This window comes from Acinetobacter sp. ABJ_C1_1 (genome assembly GCF_044684115.1).
Lineage (GTDB): Bacteria > Pseudomonadota > Gammaproteobacteria > Pseudomonadales > Moraxellaceae > Acinetobacter > Acinetobacter nosocomialis_A.
Map to the genome: position 1 here is coordinate 1 of NZ_JBITPU010000005.1, position 24,756 is coordinate 24,756.

Consider the following 24,756-nt stretch of genomic DNA (forward strand, 5'->3'; position numbering starts at 1 on the left):
ATATATAAAACATATATTTTTGAACGTTGTGATTCTTTTAAAGAAAAGAATAAACAGCTTTTTAATAAGGCTGTAAAAAATCAGACAATAAAATTATTTATAAATAAGAATTCCCCAAATAAAGCTAAGTTATTTCTTTCAAATAAAGAATTTAACTATAGATTATCTTGGTTAACTGTTTTTTTCTCAGAAATACAGGGAATTCTATTAACTTTATTTGTTGCAATTGCTAGCTATACTATTTATTTTTTATTCTTAAGAAGATAATTTTATAGGTGATCTGGATTAATGAAGTTAAAAATAAATTTATATTTAAAAAGGTGGAAAATAATTTTTAAGTGATGAAAACACTGTTAATAAAAAAGGTTTAATATTCAGGTTATGCTGAATATTAAACCTTTTTTTGTAATGCTTTAATTTTAAATTAACGATAAATTATAAAATTAAAACAGCTAAATTTTATTGTAATTTACTTAAATTGTTCTAAAGCCTCTTTTGCTGGTTCATATCCATTGTCAGCAGCTTTTTGGAACCAAAATCTAGCTTTTTCATAATCTGAGAGGACATTAGCATACATATAGGCAAGGTTATTTTGAGCCTCAGGTACACCTTTTTCTGCTACTTTTGTATATAACTCTAAAGCTTTTTCATTATCTTGTTTAACAAGAGTGCCATCAGAATAAATATTTGCTAAATTATATTGAGCTTCAGAAAGATTTTGATCTGCAGCTTTCTTATATAATTCTAGAGCTAAGTTAATATCTTTTTTTACTCCATTTCCTGAAAGATAAGCATTTGCTAAATTATATTGAGCTTTAGCATATCCTTGATCAGAAGATAATTTATAAAGTTCTAAAGCTTTTGATCTATCTTTATTTACATAATAGCCATTATCGTACATCAAACCCAAATTATATTGAGCTTCTGGAAAATTGTTTTTAGCAGCTTTTTCATACCAATAGTAAGCTTTTTCTTCATTTTTCGGGATGCCTATTCCTTTGAAATACATTCCTGCTAAATCATTTTGTGCAATAGGTAAGCCTTTTTCAGCTGCCATTTGGAAATAAGAAAAAGCTTTTTGATAGTCTTTAGGAGCATCTTTACCTAAGAAATATTTACCGCCTTGTTCATATAATTGGCTTGCTTCACTTTGAGTCTTATTTTGTTGGGGAATAGGTTCTGAGCAGCCTGCACTACCTAATAAAAATATACTTATGAGGCTAGAAATCATTAAATACTTTAAATTCATAATATATCTCTGTGAAATTAATCTGCTCCAACTATATGCCATTCTACCATTGGATCTTTTTTTATAGCCTCTTGTCTCTCTCTCTCAGCTGCTTTTGTTTCAAGTTCATCTACCATATCTATTGCATCAAGAACACCTTGAGCTGTCTGGATGGCAGTATTTGTTTTTCCAACCTTTTCTCCTAAATAATCCCCAGATTTTTTTAGTCCATATTTTAAACCTATTGCTGCACCAGCACAGGTGAGACCAACAACTGTAGCTTTTCTAGGATCTAATCGTTTTATTGCTACTTTTGCGCATTTTCCAGCAGCAGCAAGTCCAGCTACTTCACCTGTCTTTTCTCCAGCTTTAGATAACACTAATGTAGAAGATTTTGTCGCAAGGGCTTCAGGGTTTCTATCAACGATAGCTAACGTTAACTCTACTCCGTCTGCAAAATTACCTGCTTTTGATCCTAATTTATCAATCTTGGTACCGAATTTTTTAGTATCGAATACTTTTGTATGCTGATTACCTTTAAAAATTCGTCCTGTCTGAGGATTTTCTTTATAAAATCGGAATTCCTTAGCTTTTTCCAACCTTTCTTTACTAAACAAAGGCGTATTTTTTGAGTGGATAAGACCCCATCTAAAATTGTAATTATCTACAACGGAGGTTCCATCTTTTAAATACCCTAATACATCTGAAGTTTTAGCAGCTACATTACCAGCAGTTTCAAGATGTTCTCTAGTAAAAACTGAAACAGGTCTACCATTTTGGTTTACTTTCTGTTGTAAATCTTTCTGTTCATTTGCCATCTTTATCGCTCACAATACTTTTGAATATTCAATTATTTATGATAGTTACTTCTTAAATAATCGCCTTTCTCATCTGTTTCTTGTAATAAATCGATTTCTTTTAAGATCTTAGGACTTACTAAAATTATCTCCCTTACCAAGTTATTTTCTATTCTTAGTATTGGCTTAAATTCATTAGTAATTAAACTTTTAACGGATAGGATTGGAAAGTCATCTTTAGGACATACAAATACGGCTTCACCATCATTATTTGTTCTACATTCCATAAGAATTTTATTATTATCATTGCTTAAGTTAAATTCTAAATTTGGTATAGGATCTCCTACAAAATCTAGGAATTTAATATAAGTATTATCCTCAATAGTTCCACCAAAACGACTAATATAGTAGTGCCATTCATCGCCACCAATCAGAACTTTAACTTTTTCCTGTTCCTGAGATCTGATGCGTCCAGTCCTACCATACTGGTCAAGGAAGCCAGTTTTTACTTGTCCATTTGAATGTAAAACAGAATATTTAATATTTGATGTATCTGGAAATAGATTATAAACATCTAATTTATTGCTAAAAGGGGATTGAACGTTAGGAATCTCGGGTAAAGAATAATTAGCTTTTTCACCGCTTTTAAAAAGGTATTGTCCAGCTTTCGGCTCAAATTTCCCTGGCGTAATCAGGGTAATACCATCTTTATTAATAATGATTTGAGAACCACCAGCCATTAATAACCTCAATTTTTATAAAAATATTCAGAATTTTGCATTGATATAGCCTAAAATAAATGTATATCAAATGTCTCGTTATTTTACGTAAAATATGACTTTCATCATAGCTATTCAATTAAACGATAGCATTATTGTTGCAGCTGAAAATAAAAGAGTAACTTTGAATAAAGATTCAAATATAGAATTTTCTACTACGAATGATTCTAAATTATATGCTTGGGAACAAGGTATTATTACAGGTACTGGAGAATCATATGTTGTTCAGCAAACAGTTGATATATTTAAAAATATATCAAAATATAAACTCATAGCTTTACCAGAATGTCTAGATATTTCTAAGAGAATACGCACCTTAGAATTAGGTCAAAACCTTGATCAAGTTCATAATGGAAAACTACTTTGCTCTAGTTATTGTCAAGAAGGTGCGCAATTATATAAAATTGAAAGGTTTGATAAAACATCTCAGCATACACTGAAAAAAGTTTCTCCCATGGAGATTATTATTTGGTTGTTTCACCCAAATGTAGACTTGATTGCAGATAACTTGAAGAAGCTCTATTCTGATCTCAGAGATTATTCTCTATTTTCAACACAAGTTGATTGGATCAATTATTATATCAATCGGATTGCACCTATTTATCAAAAACAAAGTGAAGTTGATCTATATATGAGTCAAAGCTTTAATATCTTTTTTCAAACGAAAGATGAGCATTTCTTTGGGCATATTCCTAATACACAAGATATTCCTTTAAGTTTTCAACAAGTTTTTAAAAAGAATAGCTATATTAAATAGATATAAAAAACAAAATAAAGCTAGATTTTACGATGGTATTACTAGGCATAGCCATAAAATTATTGGCTTAATGCATTACTTGTTTGATAAAAAGTTATGTGTATTTTATAAAGAACTTTGATACTCCACATATCCATCTTCAATTGCAGGAATAATCTCTACAAACTCAAAGTAGGGCACTGTACAAAACTCAGAGTCTCGTATCGCATCAATCACAAAATAATAATCTTGCAGAGATGTGGTCTCAAACACAGCAATATCACTGGCTTTAGTGCTAAACGCCTCAACGTCATACCACCGAACTTTTACAGTCGGGTACTTCTCAAAAATAGGTTCAAGCTTTTGTGCACTAAACTCAGCCCGTTTTTCACGAGCTAAAGCCAACCAAGCAGGCAATGCTTTTAAATGAATAAAAAAAGTATAGGTTCTAGACATAACCACTCCATGACTGAGCCGAGTTGTAGTTCAACTGTGAAAACAGCATTTGCTTGTCATATCAACATGACTCAGTCAGTATATGAGTAATTACTCACATTAAATACTCGCATTTCGGGCCATGTCAGAAACATTCCCAGATCCACGCAAACGCCCGCGTCAAGCACGTTCTGTGGCTACCTTTGAAGCAATTTTAGAAGCGGCTGCTCGCATTTTAGAGTCGTTAGGTTTTGCTAGATTTAACACAAATGCCGTGGCTGAACTTGCTGGTGTAAGCATTGGTAGCCTATATCAATACTTTCCATCTAAAGATGCCTTAATCGTCGAGTTAATTCGACGTGAGCGTGTCAAACTTTCAAGTCGTATTGTTGAAGCTGTACAGCAACATGAAGCCGCAGACTTAAAAGAAAAATTAAAACTCATCATTCAGGCTGCTGTACAACATCAATTGAGCCGTCCGCAGTTAGCACGAACCTTAGAATTTGCTTCTGAACTCATTGGAAAAGACACTGAGGAAAATGAGCATCAACACGAGCTTGAAACCATAATTTCTGATCTGTTTATACATTCTGGCATTTCATATGCGCAGATAACTGCACAAGATGTGATTGCTTTGAGTAAAGGAATGATTAACGCGGCAGGTATAGCAGGGGAAAGTGATTTAAATCATTTACAACAGCGAGTTGAAAAAGCTGTATTTGGGTATTTGGATTTGAGCTAGCGGACATAAGCCATGGTTTCTGTTTGTCATATGACATATAAATTGTCATTTTCTATTTCAGCAATTCAAAAGTTTAGTAACTCTTACGACATATGAAGGATTTAGATTAGATATTTATCTGTTTTAGAATTAATAGAGATTACATGAAATTGTGGAGGGTTGATCAAAAAGTAATCCTGAAAGGTGATAAATCATTAAAACAGCCCAAGTACTATGAGTTGGGCTTTGGTTAAAAAATAAAACTATGATTTATATTAGATAAAAAATACCTTTCACATAAGCTGTATTATGTTAATTTTAGAAAATATTAATAATTAATAGGTAGTACCTATGAATGGTTTTTGGCGAATTTTTTGTATATTCCATATATTTTTGGGCATAACTTCAGTATTTTTTTTATTTTTATTGGTATTTTATCCAATTATATTGGGCATAAATCTAGCTTTAAGTGGACTTATTTATATAATTTTTGTGTTTATAAAAAAATATAAAGTTAATGATTTTTTTAATACTATTTTATCTTTAACATTTGCAATTTCTTTAAGTTTTTTAGTAAGTCTTATTTTTTTGAGTTTGGAAAATGCTTTTGGAGTCATGTTATATACTGCAATTTATTTAGGGCTTCAATTTTTTTTAAAAGGATTGGTCGAAGACTAATTTTCAACTTTAAGTATTGATTATTTAACATAATGGGTTTTATCTGAAACCATATTTAAAAAGATTTTTAAAATCAGAGTGTTAAAAATTTTTGTCCGCTACAAAAAAGCAAAATTCCGATTTTGACACAAATCGGCTTTTTTGTGAGCAAATTTGATAGCTCCCGCTAATCATTTTGACTAAAATTACTCTGTATGACTTGAGTGAGATATAACTCGGTTTAACTTAAAATTTCTTTTTGAATTCAAAATTAGAATAAAAGCTAATTCTTATCACAACAGATATTCTTGTAGTTTTTTAATAGTTTTGCTATTTATCTTAGCAAAACTATTAAAAAACTATGTAAAACAAGAAAGAATATGGATTGTAAATTTTCTTGTATGTGTCGGTACTTTTAGTACAGGTATTTTATTAGCCTCTGGTTTTTTACTATTGTTTTATAGTGGGGATAGTTGTGATTTATAAACTTAAAATGTGGATCTCTAGAGAAGTGGTTGATCCATTTTTTTCATTATATTCTTATATTTATAAAAATTTTGTTCTTGTCATTACCTTAAGTTTCTGTGTGATTGTACTGCTTTGTGCTCTTAACCCCAGTATAGTCTTTACTCCTAGAAAAGAGAGTTTTGTTGTTTATGAGCCTGAATTTCATATTAAACATGGACGTATGATCTCACTGATAATAAAAAGGGGGAATAAAAAATTTTTTATTAATTGTGCATATTTTAAAAATGAGAATGGTTCATTTTGTGAATTATATAGACCTAGAAAATTGCTTAAATTAGAAGGAAGTTTTTTTCCTTATCCTTCAATATTCCTTGATGGTAATAAAATTGTAGCTAGTAATGTTCGTTTTGAAGATGAAAAAGGGAGTGTAATTAATTTTTCAACAAGTGAAGAAAAAATTGCTTCTTGGTGGAATTGGGTTATGTTTCCCACCTTATTGATGCGGTATTTAATTTTAATCTGGCTAGTGGTGGTTATTTCAATATTAATTTTAAAATTAGTTAAGCATAAGAAAGAAACCTAATTTTATTTAAAAATAGTTTTATCTTTATTTTGAGTTGAGAGATAGATATGAAAAAGGGCTGCTATTAGCAACCCTTTTGATCTAAGTAATATATTGTGGATTACTGAAACTGGTCTAAAGCCTCTTTTGCGGGTTCATATCCATTATCAGCAGCTTTTTTGAACCAAAACTTTGCATTTTCATAATCTGAGTAAACATTAGCATACATATAAGCTAGATTGTTCTGAGCCTCAGGTATACCTTTCTCAGCTACTTGTGTATAGCTCCAGAGCTTTTTTATTATCTTGTTTAACTAAGCTACCATCTGAATAAATATTTGCTAAGTTATATTGAGCTTCTGAAAGATTTTGATCGGCAGCTTTTTTATATAACTCTAAAGCTAAATTAATATCTTTTTGTACGCCATTTCCCGAAAGATAAGCATTTGCCAAATTATATTGAGCTTTAGCATAACCTTGGTGAGCAGCTAATTTGTAAAACTCTAAGGCTTTAGCTCTGTTTTTGCTTACATAATAGCCATTATCATACATGAGCCCCATATTGTATTGGGCCTCCGGAAAGTCATTTTTCGCAGCTTTCTCATACCAATAGTAAGCTTTTTCTTCACTTTTTTGCGTCCCGATTCCCTTAAGGTACATTCCTGCTAAATCATTTTGTGCAATGGGCAGTCCTTTTTCGGCTGCCTTTTTAAAATATGAAAAAGCTTTTGAATAATCCTTAGGTACTTCTTTACCTAAGAAGTATTTCCCACCTTGCTCATATATTTCACTTAATTCACTTTGAGTATTATTTAGTTGTGAAAGTGGTTTAGAGCAACAAATAGTACTTAAAGTCGATAAACTTATGACGCTAGAAATTATTAAATATCTTATATTCATAATGTATCTCTTATAATTTAATCTACTGCAATTCATACTAATAGTTATCTTAAATAAATATAAAAAATCCGACATATAGTCGGATTTTTTATAGCCTCAAATTACTTTGAGGAAGAATGCTTAAACTTACCAGCTTAACGCACCACCAGTTTGGTAGTCAGTTACGCGAGTTTCAAAGAAGTTCTTCTCTTTACGTAAGTCCATCATCTCAGACATCCACGCAAATGGATTCGTTACACCAGCAAATTGCTCTGGTAAACCTAACTGAGATAAACGACGGTTACAGATGAATTTCAAATATTCTTCCATCATGCTTGCATTCATACCCAATACACCGCGTGGCATCGTGTCACGTGCATATTCGATTTCAAGCATAGTACCTTCAAGAATCATTTGAATGACTTCTTGCTGGAACTCGGCAGTCCAAAGGTGAGGGTTCTCAATCTTGATTTGGTTAATCATGTCGATACCAAAGTTCAAGTGCATAGACTCATCACGCAAGATGTATTGGAACTGCTCAGCAACACCATTCATCTTGTTACGACGGCCCATACTCAAAATTTGAGTAAAGCCACAGTAGAAGAAGATCCCTTCAAGTACACAGTAGAACGCGATCAAGTTACGAAGTAAACGTTGGTCGTTTTCAGGAGTACCTGTGTGGAAAGTAGGGTCACTTAAAGATTGAGTGTACTTAAGACCCCAAGATGCTTTACGTGCAACAGATGGAATCTCGCGGTACATGTTGAAGACTTCACCTTCGTCCATACCTAAAGATTCAATACAGTATTGGTAAGCGTGAGTGTGAATCGCTTCTTCAAACGCTTGACGCAAAATGTACTGACGGCACTCAGGGTTAGTAATATGACGGTAAATTGCCAATACCAAGTTGTTTGCAACCAAAGAGTCCGCAGTCGAGAAGAAACCTAAAGAACGCATAACAATAGTACGCTCATCTTCGGTTAAGCCATTTTCAGACTTCCAAAGTGCGATGTCATGGTTCATGTTCACTTCTTGCGGCATCCAGTGGTTTGCACACCCGTCAAGATACTTCTGCCAAGCCCATTCGTATTTAAATGGCACAAGCTGGTTCAAGTCAGCGCGACAGTTAATCATGGCTTTGTCGTCAACCTGAACGCGTTGCGCGCCCATTTCTAACTCTTCAAGGCCAGGAGCAACATCCAAATGTTCTAAGGCTGCAGATGCTCGAGCCATTGAATCGGTTGGATTTGTTGATCGCACGGAATGGGTTCCAGCGGATTGTGGAGCTGCCACGCTCTGCGATGATGGCTGCGCAGCAGATACATTCTGCGAATCAGACGTTTTTTCCGGTTGGATGGGCGCAGACTTGTGTTCAGGTGCAGCCGGTTTTTGCGAATCATCTTCAAAATCGTCCCAACTAAGGATAGACATTGTTGTTCTCTCTTCGTTGTATATATCTATGTTCGACATCTCTAAACGAAGATGTCACTACTATACGCTTATAATGTGTAAACAAAATTAAGTTTTATCGATGTATGACCAAATTTTGGGCCTTTGGTCCATCATCCCTACAACTTATTTTGCTTACGCTTTTGTTCACGGATTTTAAAAAAGGCGTAAACCATAGGCGTATAAAAGAAAATAAAGGCAAAGATTAAGATTCCAACACCAAGCATATAGTTATGGCTGAGATGAAAAAACATAATCTTTACCTCATTTAAAGTTGCTCTTTTGTTTAAAGAGCAACTTTATTGAATGTTATTGGCAAGCTTCGCAATCTGGGTTGTCGATTGAACAAGCCATAGGAACCGGAGCTGCTTGAGTGAAGCCGTCTTCTTCAACTGCTTCAGGTTTTTTCGCTTCTACGACCGGAGCCGCTGCAGGTGCTGCCGCTTCTACAGTTGCAGGTTTAACCGCGTTTAACGCACCTGTGTTAATTGTAGATTTTTCAGCAGAAGTTGCACCTAAAGCTCGGAGGTAATAAGTCGTCTTAAGACCACGTAACCATGCCATCTTATAAGTGATGTCAAGTTTCTTACCGTTTGCACCAGAGATGTAAAGGTTAAGAGACTGTGCTTGATCAATCCATTTTTGACGGCGTGATGCAGCATCAACAATCCAGCGTGGCTCAACTTCAAACGCAGTAGCAAAGATTGCTTTTAATTCTTCAGGAATACGAGCAATTTTTTGTACTGAACCTTCAAAGTGTTTAAGGTCGTTAACCATTACTGTGTCCCAAAGACCACGATCTTTCAATGCACGAACAAGGTAAGGGTTAATAACAGTGAACTCACCAGACAAGTTAGATTTCACATATAAGTTTTGGAATGTTGGCTCAATAGACTGAGAAACACCACAAATGTTCGAAATGGTTGCAGTTGGAGCAATCGCCATTACGTTTGAGTTACGCATACCGTCTTTTTGAACTTTGGCACGTAAAGTGTTCCAGTCTAAACGTTGAGTACGGTCAACTTCGAACATACGTTCTGGACGAGATTTAGCAACAATTTCAATAGAGTCGATTGGAAGGATACCTTGATCCCACAATGAACCTTTGAATGTTGAGTAAGCACCACGTTCAACAGCCAAGTCGCTTGAAGTTTGGATTGCATAGTAGCTAATCACTTCCATTGACTCGTCAGCAAAGTTCACAGCTTCATCAGAACCGTAAGCCATACCCATTTCGTAAAGTGCATCTTGGAAGCCCATGATACCCATACCAACAGGGCGGTGTTTCAAGTTAGAGTTTTTCGCTTGTGGTACAGCGTAGTAGTTAATGTCGATAACGTTATCGAGCATACGAACTGCTGTTTTAACCGTACGCGCTAACTTTTCACGGTCTAATACGCCGCCTTTAACGTGTTGCACAAGATTGATCGAACCTAGGTTACATACTGCAATTTCGTCTTGGTTTGTGTTTAACGTAATTTCAGTACATAGGTTAGATGAGTGAACTACGCCAACGTGTTGTTGTGGTGAACGTAAGTTACATACATCTTTAAACGTGATCCAAGGGTGACCAGTTTCGAACAACATAGAAAGCATTTTGCGCCATAAGTCTTTAGCACGTACTTTCTTGTGCAACATGTTCTGTTCTTTCGCAACAGACTCATAATATGCATAGCGTTCAGCAAACTCAGCACCAGTTAAATCGTGTAGGTCTGGAGTTTCAGACGGAGTAAATAGTGTCCAATCGCCATCTTCAAATACACGTTGCATAAATAGGTCAGGAACCCAGTTTGCAGTGTTCATGTCGTGAGTACGACGACGGTCATCACCCGTGTTTTTACGAAGTTCTAAGAATTCTTCGATGTCTAAGTGCCAAGTTTCTAAGTACGCACATACCGCACCTTTACGCTTACCACCTTGGTTTACTGCAACGGCTGTATCGTTCGCAACTTTAAGGAACGGAACAACACCCTGAGATTTACCGTTTGTACCTTTAATATAAGAGTTCAAGGCACGTACAGGAGTCCAGTCATTACCTAAACCACCTGCCCATTTAGAGAGCATCGCGTTGTCACGCATTGCACCATAAATGTCATAAAGGTCATCACCAATCGTTGTTAAGTAACAACTTGAAAGCTGTGGACGTAATGTACCTGAGTTAAACAGGGTAGGCGTAGACGCCATGTAGTCAAAGCTAGACAACAAGTTATAGAACTCGATTGCACGCTCTTCTTTATCTTGCTCATTCAGTGCAAGACCCATAGACACACGCATGAAGAATAATTGTGGTAATTCGAAGCGAACGCCATTTGAGTGAATGAAGTAACGGTCAAATAGAGTCTGTAAACCTAAGTAAGTAAACTGGTTAGAACGTTCAGGCTGAATCGCTGCTGCTAGTTTTTCTAAATCGAACTTAAGCAAGTCTGGTGAAAGCAAATCAAGCTCTACACCTTTTTTCAAGAATGCTTCAAGTGCATTGTTTTCAGCTGTATCGGCCGGTAAACCTAAGAATGCTAAACCAGTGCTGACCAACTCATCACGAAGCAAACGTGCAGTTACGTATGTATAGTTAGGTTCTTGTTCGATACGCGTACGTGTTGCCATCATCATGGTGGTAGCAATATCGCTTTCTTTTACGCCGTTATATAAGTTTTTAACGGTCTCATCGATAATTGCTTGAACCTCAATACCTTCTAAGCCTTCAGCAGCTCTATTTACAGTTGCTTGTAACGCACTTAAATCAAGTGGTTGAAGCTGACCGTTTGCATCAGTAACTTGCAAGGTAGGGTGGTGGTTTGAATTTGTTTGCTGACGAGCGCTAGCACGTTGTTCGCGGTAAATTACATAAGCGCGGGCAACTTTTTGTTCCCCAGTACGCATTAAAGCAAGTTCTACTTGATCTTGAATTTCTTCAATATGGATCGTACCGCCCGATGGTAAACGGCGTTTAAAAGTATTTAATACCATTTCCGTCAACTGGGTAATACGGTCATGAATACGGCTTGAATCCGAACTCTGTTGACCTTCCACAGCAAGAAAAGCTTTACCAATCGCAACAGAAATTTTCTCTGCATCAAATGCAGCAACATCTCCAGTACGCTTAATCACCTGAATTTGACCAGGAGTCGAAGTAATTACGCTCATGCCAGCATAGCTCCATTGTCACTTTTGTTATGTTCATAGACCGTTTGAACCGAGCAAAAAACATGCCACGATATTTGAGGGATAAACACAAGACTTAGTAGTTAAAGTTTATTTTCAACACAAGATACGGGATTTTTTAAGCTAGATCAATCTTGACTTTTTAGTAATTTTTTATCTGTATGATTTGTCGGGAGATAGCATACCAAAGCTATGAAAAAACACTTATAGATAACTTTGTGGATAACTCAAAAAACAAGCACTTGAGCGAATTTAAATTCATCAAAGAAATAATTTGTTTAATATTCATACATAGGAAATATGAATAGATTATGACATATAAGAATAATAAACAGATATCAAAAACACTTGAAAATTCAAAGGTTAATAAAATGCAACAAAACATGGTTGTCATGTATCAGTTTGGTGAACGCCTACTTGTTTACAATGTAAACGTGTGTATATTGCAAATGATAAACGAATGTATCTGCAAGATTTTTAAGATGCATGTAATGAGATTTATAGGGGCAATGATATGAGCCAAGAAGAAAAGTTACCAAAGATTCTGATCGTTGAAGACGACGAGCGTTTAGCGCGATTAACTCAAGAATATTTAATCCGCAACGGTTTGGAAGTTGGTGTAGAAACTGATGGTAACCGTGCAATTCGTCGTATTATTAGTGAGCAACCAGATCTTGTGGTCTTGGATGTCATGTTGCCGGGTGCAGATGGTTTAACCGTTTGTCGTGAAGTTCGTCCACACTACCATCAACCTATTTTGATGTTAACTGCACGTACTGAAGACATGGACCAAGTACTTGGTCTAGAAATGGGTGCAGACGATTATGTCGCTAAACCAGTTCAACCACGTGTATTATTAGCGCGTATTCGTGCACTATTACGTCGCACAGATAAAACTGTTGAAGACGAAGTTGCTCAACGTATTGAGTTTGACGACCTTGTGATCGACAACGGCGGCCGTTCTGTGACCTTAAATGGTGAGCTTGTTGACTTTACAAGTGCTGAATATGACTTGTTATGGTTGCTTGCTTCAAACGCTGGTCGTATTTTATCGCGTGAAGATATCTTCGAGCGTTTACGTGGTATCGAATACGATGGTCAAGACCGTTCAATCGACGTGCGTATTTCACGTATTCGTCCAAAAATTGGCGATGATCCTGAAAATCCAAAACGTATTAAAACTGTACGTAGTAAAGGTTACTTGTTTGTTAAAGAAACCAATGGATTGTAAAATCTGATTAAACTTCCTATAAGGTTGGTCGAGTGTTTAAACACAGTATATTCCTGCGAATATATGCGGGGCTGGTAATTCTTGTTGTTTTGGTGGCTGTTTTTGGGTATTTACTGGTACAAATTATCAACTACCAACGCGCACAAGAATACCGAGAATCTTTAACTGATGGTATTTCTTATGTCATTAGTGAAGGGGTCGCTCGACAACCTGGGAAGCAGCAAAAGATAGATTGGATTTCTGACGCATCTGATTTGCTCGAACTTCCAATTTACTATACCGATGCAAGTAAGGTTGAATTGTCTCGAACCGAGAAAAAGCGGATCGAAGCACAAAAATCTGTTGTTCGTTACGATGCCAGTAATAGCATTGCATATGTGATTATTGGTTTGCGTGACGACCCACAACATTATCTATCTATAAAAGTCGACAAAATTAGTGAACGCCAAATGAAGGCTCTTCCTATTTTTGTACTCGACTATTTAATGTTTTATCCGGGGCAGGAACAAGAGTACCTTGCCAAGATTCAAAAACATTTCTCATATCCAATTAATATTCAAAACATTCAAGATGTAAATCTGGACTCTGAACAGATTGGACGTTTACGCCAAGATCAAAGTGTCATGTTGTACAAAGATAGTGCAACAGTACGTGGTACAACCATTTCGATTGTCTCTCCAATCCCGAATCATCCTGCACAAGTGTTGGTGTTGGGCCCAGTTCCAATGTTTAACTGGATGCCTTTACAGCTTTCTGCGGGTATTACCTTATTTAGCCTGTTCTTATTAAGTTTGGGTGTTTACGGTTTGATTTTGCCGCTAGAGCGCAAAATTCGACAAGTGCGTTATGCATTAAACCGTATGAAATCGGGTGATTTGTCATTGCGTGTTCCGATTGAAGGAAGTGACGAAATGGCAAACTTGGCTTCAAGTTATAACAATATGTCTGATCATATTCAGCGTTTGATTGAAGCTCAACGTGAGTTAATGAGAGCGGTATCTCATGAGCTAAGAACGCCTGTTGCACGTATTCGCTTTGGTACAGAAATGTTAGCCGAAGAAGATGACTACAATCACCGTATGCATCAGGTTGACATGATTGATAAAGATATTGAAGCACTCAATACCTTAATTGATGAAATCATGACTTACGCAAAACTAGAGCAGGGTACACCTTCGTTAGATTTTGCAGAAATTGTACTTTTTGAAGTGTTAGATCAGGTTGCTGTTGAAACCGAAGCTTTAAAAACACAGAAAGAAATTGAACTCATTCCACCACCTTTATATGTGAAAGTAGATGCAGAGCGTCGTTACCTTCACCGTGTTGTACAAAACTTGGTAGGTAATGCTGTTCGCTATTGTGATAACAAAGTGCGTATCACTGGTGGTATTCACAGCGATGGCATGGCTTTTGTTTGTGTTGAAGATGATGGACCGGGTATTCCTGAGCAAGACCGCAAACGCGTATTCGAAGCTTTTGCACGTTTAGATGACAGTCGTACACGTGCATCTGGTGGTTATGGTTTGGGGCTTTCCATTGTAAGTCGTATTGCTTACTGGTTTGGTGGTGAGATTAAAGTAGATGAAAGTCCAAGTTTGGGTGGGGCACGCTTTATTATGACGTGGCCAGCACATCGCTTTAAACAACCGCCATTAAAGGCAAATAAAAAAGCACCTGCATAAGGTGCTTTTTTATTGGTTTATTTATAACTGAGTGGCATCAGGCTCTAAAATCGGTTTTCCGCTTCTTAGACTGTTTAGCGCATCTATATTAAAGTCAATTAGCAGCGAATTGTTTTTAGCATCGATTTGATATTTTTGAATAAGAGGTTGGTCTCCATTCAATGTTTCAACTCTATATGAATCCGCAATATGTAAAATGCCTTCTAGGTTTGTTGTGGTTGACGCGAAATCTTGTCTAAAAATTTCATAGACATCACGCAAGTCAAAAATGGCATTATCTGCATCTGGATGTTTTTGAATATAGCTTTCTATGTGTCGCACGAGTAATTGTGCAAACAAGTAATAGTCTGGTTTATGCGTATATTCTAGATTCATACATTTTTCTCCTTATTATCTGTTACTAGCATACATGGCAAAACAGAAGTTATTGTATAAAATTCATTACACTAGATGATGACTTGAAAATATTACAAAGAAATAAAAACCCGGTTACGTCCTTGGCGCTTTGCTTGATAGAGTGCGTCATCTGCTTCTTTAAACAAGCTTTCAATAGAGCGATGGTAGTTTGGAGAATATAAACTAATGCCAATACTGACCTGTACAAAAATAGGTAATTTGCCATAGACATAAATGGGTTGCTGACTAATTTTAATGCGTATTCTTTCTGCAAGTTCAAAAGCTGCTTCTTTAGTTGTGTCTGGAATAAAAATTGCGAATTCCTCACCGCCAAAACGACCGAGTAAGTCATGAGGGTGCAAAATATTTTGTATGGTGGTTACACAGGTTTGTAAGGCTCTATCACCAATCAAATGACCATAACTATCATTCACTTTTTTAAAGTGATCGACATCCAACATAAAAAATGCAGAGGTCTTATTTTCCTTTTGTACTTTTTCCTGAAGTAGACGAACTGATTGTAAAAATTGACGTCGAGTTAAACTAGATGTGAGCTCATCATGGGCAATTGCATGTTGTAGTTTTTGAATTAAATCAGAATGAAGCGCACTAATACTAGAAACAGTCAATGGCGCAAGCGTCATCATAATTAATCCAATACGAATTGAGATGGTATTGCTTAAGTATTCATTTGGATAAAGTAATAAATAATGTCCAGAGACATGATAAATAGTATAAGCACTGGTAAATGAGGTAATCAGTGCCACAATAATTGGTTTATAGCGTATAGCACACCAAGTTAAGGCTGCTATAGGGTAGAGTAAAGAACCCGGTCCTGAGTCGTAATAACTTACGACAATTGAAACTAATACCGCCAAAAAGGGTAATAAATCAATCGTAGTTATATGTTGCCGATTACCCTTAAGATAACGCTTTATTTGAGGGTAAGGAGGAAAGTTTATGAGTATAGGGAGTAGAAGTAGGGCATTTTGTAATTCGGAAGTCATCCAGTAACCAAATTCGGCCCAAAAGCTGCCAAGCATAAATTTGGTATTAAACATCGGTACAAAAGTTGCAGCAAAATAAGCGCCTACTAAGCTGCCAATTCCGCATAATGCAAATAAAAATAGATAAGAATAGCCACGATGAGCAGCTTTAATATGTTGATTTAAAAAAAGGTATAGCGTTAAAGAGGTAACCACATAAAGAAAATTAGAAGTGGTTAGAATAATAGTTAGTAAAAAGGGTGTGCCTTGAATAAGATCGGCAATTACATATCCAGTATACGCACCAAGAAAAGTACCGAGTTTACGTGTTTGAGGATAACGAACAAGTAATCCTAGTAGAACCGAATTGGCAGGCCAGAAAAAGGCAAGAAAACTAAGTGGGCGAGATGCAATTCCAATGAAGCAGCATATTGAAATAATGACAGTAAATAAGAGAAAAAATTTCAAGAAGGAAGAAAATGAAAGTTCACGAAGTGAGTATGGCATCAGCTGCCCTTAATGATAAATACCCTTATCCAAGAGTAATAACTATTATGCATGATTAAACATTCATCATAATTCAGAGCGGAAGATGAATACAATAAAAAACCGTCTAATATTATAAAAAAGTAAGTTGTTTAATTTGACCAAATGAGTAATTGTTCAAATAATATTAAAAATCAAAAAATGAAAAAAATCATCACAAGTATAAAAACTATCAAATAAACCGATTATGAACGGTGAAACCCCCTCTACAAGACATAGATGAATACTTTTGATTAGAAAATCATCCAAAAGACTAAGACGCTTCAACTAGCATGCGAAATTAGAAATCAGGTACAATTGGCGGGATTAATTTTGTGTTTGGTGTATTCAAAGGCCAATACATACATTCTTTGTTAAATAATAGGCCTGCCAGGAGTTATCCCCGCATGAGTGCCATTACTCCATACGACTGGGCGATTATCGCCTTCGTGATCGGCGTTACATTTCTTTGCGTCTTTATGCTCACAGTTCCCTTACTCCTCGGGGGAAAATCGTGGGGACGTGCTAAGCAAGAGCAGTTTGAATCAGGTGTCGTGAGTGCTGGTGGCGCTCGCATTCGCCTGTCTGCAAAGTTCTATCTAGTTGCAATTTTCTTCGTTGTTTTCGACTTAGAGGCACTTTACCTCTATGCATGGTCTACTTCGGTGCGTGAAGTAGGGTGGTTGGGATATACCACTGTTGTGATCTTTGTCGTTGACCTGTTAATTGCGCTTGTTTATGCCTTCTCTGTAGGTGCCTTAAGTTGGTCACCGGCAGATCGTCGTAAATCAGCTGGTGAGAAGATTAAAGTCGGTTCACCATCAATGAACATTGCTGAAATTACACGCTTTAACTCTATTGAAGAGCTCGTAACTGACCCTACAGGCCAGATTCCAGCCCAATCATCAGGTCGTGTTAAGTCAAAAACTACACCTGCATTGTCATCTGAAAAGGAGTAAGTCGGGATGAAATATACTCTGACCCGCGCGAATCCGGATGCTGATCAATACCCATTGCAAGAACGTCAAATTGTGACTGATCCGCTAGAAGAGGAAGTGAATAAAAACGTATTCATGACTCGCTTAGAGGATGTCTTGCATACAGCAGTAAACTGGGGACGTAAAAACTCTTTGTGGCCATTTAACTTTGGTACCTCATGTTGTTACGTTGAATATGCAACGACTTTAACAGGCGTGCATGACTTGTCCCGTTTCGGTGCAGAGGTTATTCGTGCTTCACCTCGTCAGGCTGACTTGATGATTGTTGCAGGTACCTGCTTTGTAAAAATGGCTCCGGTTATTCAACGTTTGTATGAACAAATGTTAGAACCTAAATGGGTTATTTCGATGGGTGCTTGTGCAAACTCTGGAGGTATGTACGACATCTATTCAGTAGTACAAGGTGTAGACAAAATTATTCCTGTTGACGTGTACGTCCCAGGTTGTCCGCCTCGTCCTGAAGCATTAATCCAAGCGTTAATGCTTTTGCAAGACCAGATTCAATTAGAGCGACGCCCGCTTTCTGCCGTGATCGGTGATGATCTTCAGCCAGTGTATAAGCCAAAGATGATGCCAGAACGTGATCGTAAGAATGCGCAGCGTATTGCCGTTAAAAACTTACGCTCTATGGATGAGATTAAATAATTTTTTGACGGTGTTTTGACATATCTAACCGATATGTTCATCGAGAAAATTGACAGAATTTGTATTAAATAGGAAGCCAAGCCAATGGCTGAAACTGACATTGCTATGCCAGAATCAACACCAGTTGATTCACGCCCAGCATTTGCAATCGTAGAAGAGCTCAAAACCAAGTTTGGTGAGAACTTCTATGTGCAGGCGACTTTTGAAGAGTTTCCAACAGTCTGGGTTGAGCGCGCACGCGTGCAAGAAGTCCTCATGTTCCTGCGTAAAGTGGAACGTCCTTATGTAATGCTGTTTGACTTATCAGCGATGGATGAGCGTTTACGTCAACATCGTGATGGTTTACCAGCATCTGACTTCACTGTGTTCTATCATTTATTATCGCTTGAGCGTAATAGTGACATTCGTATCAAGGTTGCCTTGAACGAAAATGATCTTAACCTCCCAACAGCGACAAATATCTGGCCAAATGCCAACTGGTATGAACGTGAAGCTTACGATATGTTCGGTATCAATTTCGAAGGGCATCCAATGCTCCGTCGTATCTTGTTGCCAACGTATTGGGAAGGTCACCCGCTTCGTAAAGAATATTCAGCACGTGCGACAGAATATACGCCGTATATGCAAGACAAAGCGAAGCAAGATTTCGAACAGGAACACTTACGCTTTGTACCAGAAGACTGGGGTCTTAAGCGTGGTAACGCTGACGAAGACTTCATGTTCTTGAACTTGGGTCCTAACCATCCATCTGCACACGGTGCGTTCCGTATTGTATTGCAGTTAGATGGCGAAGAAGTGAAGGACTGTGTTCCTGATATCGGTTATCACCACCGTGGTGTGGAAAAGATGGCTGAGCGTCAAACATGGCACTCTTTCATTCCTTATACTGACCGTGTTGACTACTTAGGTGGTTGTGCGCAAAACATGCCATATGTAATGGCAGTTGAACAGCTTGCAGGAATTAAAGTTCCTGAGCGTGCGCAAGTGATTCGTGTCATGTTGAACGAATTGTTCCGTATTAATAACCACTTACTTTACTGTGGTACGGCAATTCAGGATGCCGGTGGTATGACACCAGTATTCTATATGTTCGCAGACCGTCAAAAAGTATACGACATCGTTGAAGCAATTACGGGTTACCGTATGCATCCAGCATGGTTCCGTATTGGCGGTACAGCACATGACCTTCCAAACAACTGGCAAAAACTTGTTAAAGAATTGCTAGAGTGGATGCCAAAACGTCTCAACGAATACTACACAGCTGCACTTAAAAACTCTGTGTTTATTGGTCGTACACGTAATGTTGCTCAATACGATGCAAAATCTGCACTTGCATGGGGTGTAACTGGTACTGGTTTACGTGCAACAGGTATTGATTTCGACGTTCGTAAATATCGTCCATACAGTGGCTATGAAAACTTCGATTTTGACGTGCCAGTTGAGTATGAAGGCGATGCGTACGCTCGTGTTCTTGTTCACTTCCGTGAAATTACTGAGTCACTCAAAATTATCAAACAGTGTTTGGATAACATGCCTTCTGGTCCATATAAAGCGGATCATCCATTGGCTGTTCCACCACCAAAAGATAAGACGTTACAAGATATTGAAACTTTGATTACGCACTTCTTGAGCGTGTCATGGGGTCCTGTCATGCCTGCTGGTGAAGCGTCATTCATGACTGAAGTTGTGAAAGGTGCAAGTACTTATTACTTGACTTCGGATAAGGCAACGATGAGTTATCGTACTCGTATCCGTACACCGACGTTTACTCACTTACAGCAAATTCCTTCAGTGATTAACGGCAGTTTAGTGTCTGACTTAATCATTTATCTGGCGACCATTGACGTGGTTATGGCTGACGTGGATCGCTAAGAGGTAACGCAAAATGATGATTCTGACTGATAAAAAACCACGTGTGAATGTTGAAGGGATTTTGACTGCTGAAGAAATCCATGAAATTGAACATCACATTGGTCACTATCCATACCCACGTGCGGCTTCTTTAGATGCACTAAAGTGCGTACAGCGCCGTAATGGTTGGGTAGATGATGCTCAAATGAACGCCATCGCACAATTATTGACGATTAGTGTTGCAGATTTAGAGGGTGTAGCAACGTTCTACAACCGTATCTATCGCCAACCTGTAGGTCGTCACGTAATTTTGCTTTGTGACTCAATTGCTTGCTTCTTAATGGGTGCTGAAACACTAGCTGAAGCATTCCAGCGCGAATTAGGTATTCAGTTTGGTCAAACGACACAAGATGGTCGTTTTACACTGCTCCCAATTTGCTGCCTAGGCAACTGTGACAAAGGCCCAACGTTAATGATTGATGAAGATACTCACGGTTTAGTTGAAGTGACATCAGTCAAACAGTTATTGGAGAAGTATGTATGAATACTGAACCAAAACCAATTTATGGCGACGGTAATCCGGAAACTCATCCACTGACTTGGCGTTTAAGCAAACAAGAAGCAGTACGTAGCGCTGATGACTATGAAGCACTCGAAGGTTATGCGGGCTTTAAAAAAGCATTAGGCATGAAACCTGCTGAAGTGTTAGATGTTATTAAAGCTGCAACTGTAAAAGGTCGTGGTGGTGCAGGCTTCCCAGCAGGGATCAAATGGTCTCTTATGGCGCCAAATGATGGTGGTCCACGTTACTTAATCTGTAACGCCGATGAGATGGAACCAGGTACCTTTAAAGACCGTTTGTTGATGGAAAAACTTCCTCACCAATTGATCGAAGGTATGTTGATTGCAGGTTATACCCTAGAAGCAACTCAAGGTTATATCTTCATTCGTGGTGAATACATCGAGGCTGCTCAATACCTAAATGAAGCGCTTGAGCAAATTCGCGCTAAAGGTTACTTAGGTGACAACATTTTAGGTTCTGGCTGGAACTTCGAGTTACACGTGCACACTGGTGCAGGTCGTTATATCTGCGGTGAAGAAACTGCATTGATTAACTCGCTTGAAGGTCGCCGTGCTAACCCACGTACTAAACCACCATTCCCGCAAGTTGCTGGTGCATGGGGTCGTCCTACGATTGTGAACAACGTTGAAACTTATAACAACTTGCCAGCAATCATGCTTCGTGGTCCAGAGTGGTATATCGGTTTATCAGCTGGTAAATCAAAAGATCCAGGCACTAAGATTTATGGTGCGTCAGGTAAAGTCAAATTCCCTGGTCTTTGGGAACTACCATTTGGTACGACTGCACGTGAAGTAATTGAAGATCATGCTGGTGGTATGCGTGAAGGCTTAAAGCTTAAAGCATGGTTACCAGGTGGTGCGTCAACTGACTTTTTACCTGCAGATACCATTGATTTACCAATGGATGCTGAAACCATTATGAAAGCAGGTTCTCGTTTAGGAACATGTTTATTGATGGTGGTAGACGAGACCCAATGTATGGTGTCGTTGACCCGTAATCTTGAAGAATTCTTTGCGCGTGAATCATGCGGTTTCTGTACACCGTGCCGTGATGGTTTGCCATGGGCTGTTAAAGCGCTTAAAGCACTTGAGACAGGTGAAGGTAAGAAAGAAGATATCGACCATTTACAAGAACTTACTCGTAAATTATGGATTGGTAAAACTTTCTGTGCCCACGCACCAGGTGCGATGGAGCCGCTTATGGGCGCACTCAAACATTTCCGTAGCGAGTTTGAAGCGAAAGTGACGAATCGTCCTGTCGTGCAAACTAGCAACGTAGAACAAGCTTAAGGGATTCGACTATGGCTACAATTCATGTCGATGGAAAATCGTACGAAGTCAATGGATCAGAAAACTTGCTACAAGCATGTTTATCCCTTGGCATTGATATTCCGTATTTTTGTTGGCACCCATCCTTAGGTTCTGTTGGTTCATGTCGTCAATGTGCCGTAACTCAGTATGCAAATCCTGAAGATACGCGCGGACGTCTTGTGATGTCATGTATGACACCAGCATCTGACAATACCTATATCTCGATTGAAGACAAAGAAGCAACGGATTTTCGTGAATCTATCGTTGAGTTCTTAATGACCAACCACCCACACGACTGTCCAGTGTGTGAAGAAGGTGGTCACTGTCATTTACAAGATATGACTGTAATGACTGGTCATGACCGTCGTCGCTACCGTTTTACTAAGCGTACACATTACAACCAAGAACTAGGCTCATTCATCGCGCATGAAATGAACCGTTGTATTGCTTGTTACCGTTGTGTTCGTTACTACAAAGACTATGCGGGCGGTACAGACTTTGGTGTGTTTGCCAATGCTTCACGTGTTTACTTTGGTCGTCCAGAATCAGGTACTTTAGAGTCTGAATTCTCTGGTAACTTGACTGAAGTATGTCCAACAGGTGTATTTACCGACAAGACGCACTCAGAACGCTATAACCGTAAATGGGACATGCAATATGCACCAAGCGTGTGTCATGGCTGTTCTTCGGGTTGTAACATTTCTCCGGGTGAGCGTTATGGCGAAATCCGTCGTGTAGAAAACCGTTTCAACGGTTCGGTTAACCAATACTTCCTTTGTGACAAAGGCCGTTTTGGCACAGGTTATGTAAACCGTGCAGATCGCCCACGTCAACCTCAGTTCCGTAATGGCGAAACAGTAGCAACTGTTTCTGTTGACCAAGCTTTAGATCAAGCAATTGCGAAACTTGAAGGTAAAAAAGTTTTAGGTATTGGTTCACCACGTGCAAGCTTAGAATCAAACTATGCATTACGTGAACTTGTAGGCCAAGCAAACTACTCAACAGGTGTTGCACAAAAAGAGCAAAGTCTGGTTGAACTTGCTGCTTCAATCATGCAAACAGAGGGTATTTACAACCCGAACATGCGTGAAATTGAAAGCTATGATGCAGTATTAATTTTGGGTGAAGATTTAACTCAAACTGCACCACGTATGGCTTTGTCAGTTCGTCAAGCTGCGAAAAACAAAGCTCGCGAAATGGCTGCAAAAACACGTACGCCAGATTGGTTGGCTGAGCCTGTACAACGTATTGGTCAGGAAGCGAAATCTCCGATCTATATTTTGGCTGCAACTCAAACTCGTCTTGCCGATGTTGCAACTGGTGAAGTTGTTGCATCTCCAAATGACATCGCACGTTTAGGTTTTGCAGTTGCTGCGGCAGTTAAAGGTGAAACAGTTAATGGTTTAGATGACGATGCAAAAGCATTTGCTCAAACTATTGCAGACACTTTAAAAGCAGCAAACAAACCATTAATTATTGCGGGTACGAGCTTGCAAGATGCTTCAATTATGGAAGCGGCAGCAGAGTTAACGCAAAACCTTGGTTCAAAAGCTGGTTTAAGTCTTGTAGTTCCTGAAGTGAACTCTATGGGCTTAGCATTGTTTGGCGGTTTAAGCCTTGAACAAGCATTTGCTCAAGACTACGACACACTTGTTATTGTTGAAAATGACTTGTTCCGTCGTTTACCTGCTGCTCAAGTTAAAGCAGCACTTGATAAAGCTGAAACAGTAATCGTGCTTGATCACAGCGAAACAGAAACTGTGAAACAGGCGGATATTGTACTTTCAGCAGCAAGCTTTGCCGAAGGTGATGGTACCGTTGTAAGCCAAGAAGGCCGTGCTCAACGCTTCTATCAAGTTTACGATCCAAGCTACTACAAGCCTGAATACGCGATTAAAGAATCTTGGCGTTGGTTGCATGCCATTGAAACTGGTCTTAAAGGTAAGCCAGTTGATTGGACATTGCTTGATGACGTGATTGAAACTATCGTTAAAAATGTTCCGGTACTTGAAGCAATTCAAGACGTTGCACCAGATGCAGGCTACCGTGTACATGGTTTGAAAATTGCGCGTGAACCACGCCGTTATTCTGGTCGTACAGCAATTCGTGCACCTTTATCGGTTCATGAACCTAAGCAACCAACAGATCCAGACTCAGCATTAACATTCTCTATGGAAGGTTATGTAGGTCCACAAAAAGCATCTTCACTTGTACCATTTGCGTGGGCTCCGGGTTGGAACTCTCCACAATCTTGGAACAAATACCAAGATGAAGTGGGTGGTCACTTGAAAGGCGGTGATTCCGGCGTTCGTTTATTCGATCGTTTAGCAAAACGTCCAGCACGTAGCTATGTTGCTCCAACTGCGGTAGTTGCAAACCCTGAAAGCTTCCGTCTTGTACCAATGCACCACATTTTTGGTTCTGGTGAATTCACGATTAAAACACCTGCAATGGAAACTCGTATTCCTGAAGCTGTATTTGCTGTGGGCGAACAAGATGCAACGCGTTTGAATCTACAAGAAGGCCAACGTATTACAGTTAAAGCAGGCGAAACTACAGTGAGCTTACCTGTACAAGTAATTGAATATTTACCTACAGGTTATATCGGTTACCCAGTTGGTTTAGCGCCGACAGTATCCTTAGCTGAGCCTGTTTCAGTGGCATTAGGAGTGTAATT

22 protein-coding genes and 2 pseudogenes are annotated in these 24,756 nt (G+C 38.3%); 14 read left to right on the top strand and 10 right to left on the bottom strand.

Features of this window, described 5'->3' with window-relative positions; all coding sequences use genetic code 11:
• Positions 1-267: pseudogene (locus ACG59Z_RS08210) on the top strand (hypothetical protein); the annotation flags it as partial.
• A gap of 202 nt (positions 268-469) precedes the next feature.
• Here the strand turns inward: ACG59Z_RS08210 and ACG59Z_RS08215 are convergent.
• From ACG59Z_RS08215 to ACG59Z_RS08225, 3 genes are read right to left on the bottom strand one after another with little or no spacing between them, the layout of a single operon-like run.
• The gene (locus ACG59Z_RS08215; RefSeq protein ID WP_400198807.1) at positions 470-1,249 is read right to left on the bottom strand and encodes a tetratricopeptide repeat protein; all 780 of its coding nucleotides are present in this window, start codon (positions 1,247-1,249) and stop codon (positions 470-472) included.
• A gap of 17 nt (positions 1,250-1,266) precedes the next feature.
• Complete coding sequence (locus ACG59Z_RS08220) at positions 1,267-2,046, bottom strand: hypothetical protein (RefSeq protein ID WP_400198808.1); 780 nt, start codon at positions 2,044-2,046, stop codon at positions 1,267-1,269.
• 32 nt (positions 2,047-2,078) lie between these two features.
• Entirely contained in the window at positions 2,079-2,765 is a 687-nt protein-coding gene (locus ACG59Z_RS08225; protein ID WP_400198809.1) for a type IV secretion protein Rhs, read from the bottom strand.
• Between the two features lie 94 nt (positions 2,766-2,859).
• Between ACG59Z_RS08225 and ACG59Z_RS08230 the strand changes: the two genes are divergently transcribed.
• Positions 2,860-3,561, top strand: a complete 702-nt coding sequence (locus tag ACG59Z_RS08230; RefSeq protein ID WP_400198810.1) for a hypothetical protein — start codon at positions 2,860-2,862, stop codon at positions 3,559-3,561.
• Positions 3,562-3,666: 105 nt separating this feature from the next.
• On the opposite strand, the gene ACG59Z_RS08235 is transcribed toward ACG59Z_RS08230, so the two are convergent.
• Positions 3,667-3,996 (bottom strand): darcynin family protein, encoded by a 330-nt coding sequence (locus tag ACG59Z_RS08235; protein WP_400198811.1) that lies wholly within the window; start codon positions 3,994-3,996, stop codon positions 3,667-3,669.
• Positions 3,997-4,117: 121 nt separating this feature from the next.
• Here ACG59Z_RS08235 and ACG59Z_RS08240 point away from each other — a divergent pair, with 121 nt between their 5' ends.
• The 3 genes from ACG59Z_RS08240 (at position 4,118) to ACG59Z_RS08250 (ending at position 6,404) form a co-directional block, all read left to right on the top strand.
• A complete protein-coding gene (locus ACG59Z_RS08240) occupies positions 4,118-4,717 on the top strand; it encodes a TetR/AcrR family transcriptional regulator (RefSeq protein ID WP_400198812.1) in 600 nt (199 codons plus the stop codon).
• A gap of 330 nt (positions 4,718-5,047) precedes the next feature.
• Positions 5,048-5,374 carry a hypothetical protein gene (locus ACG59Z_RS08245; RefSeq protein ID WP_400198813.1) on the top strand — a complete coding sequence of 109 codons (327 nt, stop codon included), beginning with the start codon at positions 5,048-5,050 and terminating at the stop codon, positions 5,372-5,374.
• Between the two features lie 454 nt (positions 5,375-5,828).
• A complete protein-coding gene (locus ACG59Z_RS08250) occupies positions 5,829-6,404 on the top strand; it encodes a hypothetical protein (RefSeq protein ID WP_400198814.1) in 576 nt (191 codons plus the stop codon).
• 100 nt (positions 6,405-6,504) lie between these two features.
• On the opposite strand, the pseudogene ACG59Z_RS08255 reads toward ACG59Z_RS08250, so the two are convergent.
• The 4 genes and pseudogenes from ACG59Z_RS08255 to ACG59Z_RS08270 all read right to left on the bottom strand — a co-directional run bounded on the left by ACG59Z_RS08255 (position 6,505) and on the right by ACG59Z_RS08270 (position 11,854).
• Positions 6,505-7,282, bottom strand: a pseudogene (locus ACG59Z_RS08255) (tetratricopeptide repeat protein).
• A gap of 126 nt (positions 7,283-7,408) precedes the next feature.
• Positions 7,409-8,692: a ribonucleotide-diphosphate reductase subunit beta gene (locus tag ACG59Z_RS08260; RefSeq protein WP_016804659.1), complete on the bottom strand. Its 1,284-nt coding sequence runs from the start codon at positions 8,690-8,692 to the stop codon at positions 7,409-7,411.
• A 137-nt stretch (positions 8,693-8,829) separates the two neighbouring features.
• Positions 8,830-8,964, bottom strand: a complete 135-nt coding sequence (locus ACG59Z_RS08265; protein ID WP_263613010.1) for a preprotein translocase subunit YajC — start codon at positions 8,962-8,964, stop codon at positions 8,830-8,832.
• A 55-nt stretch (positions 8,965-9,019) separates the two neighbouring features.
• Positions 9,020-11,854 (bottom strand): ribonucleoside-diphosphate reductase subunit alpha, encoded by a 2,835-nt coding sequence (locus ACG59Z_RS08270; protein WP_400198815.1) that lies wholly within the window; start codon positions 11,852-11,854, stop codon positions 9,020-9,022.
• Between the two features lie 329 nt (positions 11,855-12,183).
• Between ACG59Z_RS08270 and ACG59Z_RS08275 the strand changes: the two genes are divergently transcribed.
• From ACG59Z_RS08275 to bfmS, 3 genes are read left to right on the top strand one after another with little or no spacing between them, the layout of a single operon-like run.
• A complete protein-coding gene (locus ACG59Z_RS08275; protein ID WP_263613012.1) occupies positions 12,184-12,390 on the top strand; it encodes a hypothetical protein in 207 nt (68 codons plus the stop codon).
• The gene (gene bfmR, locus ACG59Z_RS08280; protein ID WP_000076440.1) at positions 12,387-13,103 is read left to right on the top strand and encodes a response regulator transcription factor BfmR; all 717 of its coding nucleotides are present in this window, start codon (positions 12,387-12,389) and stop codon (positions 13,101-13,103) included. The genes ACG59Z_RS08275 and bfmR overlap by 4 nt, the downstream gene beginning before the upstream one ends.
• 32 nt (positions 13,104-13,135) lie before the next feature.
• Positions 13,136-14,785: a sensor histidine kinase BfmS gene (gene bfmS / locus ACG59Z_RS08285; RefSeq protein WP_004710386.1), complete on the top strand. Its 1,650-nt coding sequence runs from the start codon at positions 13,136-13,138 to the stop codon at positions 14,783-14,785.
• A gap of 21 nt (positions 14,786-14,806) precedes the next feature.
• Here the strand turns inward: bfmS and ACG59Z_RS08290 are convergent, their stop codons facing one another.
• Together ACG59Z_RS08290 and ACG59Z_RS08295 are read right to left on the bottom strand one after the other, a co-directional pair.
• The gene (locus tag ACG59Z_RS08290; RefSeq protein WP_263613013.1) at positions 14,807-15,160 is read right to left on the bottom strand and encodes a hypothetical protein; all 354 of its coding nucleotides are present in this window, start codon (positions 15,158-15,160) and stop codon (positions 14,807-14,809) included.
• A 92-nt stretch (positions 15,161-15,252) separates the two neighbouring features.
• Entirely contained in the window at positions 15,253-16,674 is a 1,422-nt protein-coding gene (locus ACG59Z_RS08295) for a GGDEF domain-containing protein (RefSeq protein ID WP_400198816.1), read from the bottom strand.
• A 425-nt stretch (positions 16,675-17,099) separates the two neighbouring features.
• On the opposite strand from ACG59Z_RS08295, the gene ndhC reads away from it, so the two are divergent.
• The 6 genes from ndhC (at position 17,100) to nuoG (ending at position 24,754) form a co-directional block, all read left to right on the top strand.
• The gene (ndhC, locus tag ACG59Z_RS08300; RefSeq protein ID WP_263613015.1) at positions 17,100-17,651 is read left to right on the top strand and encodes an NADH-quinone oxidoreductase subunit A; all 552 of its coding nucleotides are present in this window, start codon (positions 17,100-17,102) and stop codon (positions 17,649-17,651) included.
• A gap of 6 nt (positions 17,652-17,657) precedes the next feature.
• The gene (locus ACG59Z_RS08305; RefSeq protein WP_002050353.1) at positions 17,658-18,335 is read left to right on the top strand and encodes an NADH-quinone oxidoreductase subunit B family protein; all 678 of its coding nucleotides are present in this window, start codon (positions 17,658-17,660) and stop codon (positions 18,333-18,335) included.
• 84 nt (positions 18,336-18,419) lie between these two features.
• Positions 18,420-20,207, top strand: coding sequence for an NADH-quinone oxidoreductase subunit C/D (nuoC, locus tag ACG59Z_RS08310; RefSeq protein ID WP_151687800.1), 1,788 nt, complete (start codon positions 18,420-18,422; stop codon positions 20,205-20,207).
• Between the two features lie 13 nt (positions 20,208-20,220).
• Positions 20,221-20,730 (top strand): NADH-quinone oxidoreductase subunit NuoE, encoded by a 510-nt coding sequence (gene nuoE, locus ACG59Z_RS08315; RefSeq protein ID WP_002050341.1) that lies wholly within the window; start codon positions 20,221-20,223, stop codon positions 20,728-20,730.
• On the top strand, positions 20,727-22,058 hold the full coding sequence (gene nuoF, locus ACG59Z_RS08320) for an NADH-quinone oxidoreductase subunit NuoF (RefSeq protein WP_263613016.1): 1,332 nt from the start codon (positions 20,727-20,729) through the stop codon (positions 22,056-22,058). The genes nuoE and nuoF overlap by 4 nt, the downstream gene beginning before the upstream one ends.
• Before the next feature lie 11 nt (positions 22,059-22,069).
• Entirely contained in the window at positions 22,070-24,754 is a 2,685-nt protein-coding gene (gene nuoG / locus ACG59Z_RS08325; RefSeq protein ID WP_263613017.1) for an NADH-quinone oxidoreductase subunit NuoG, read from the top strand.
• Positions 24,755-24,756 lie beyond the last annotated feature (2 nt).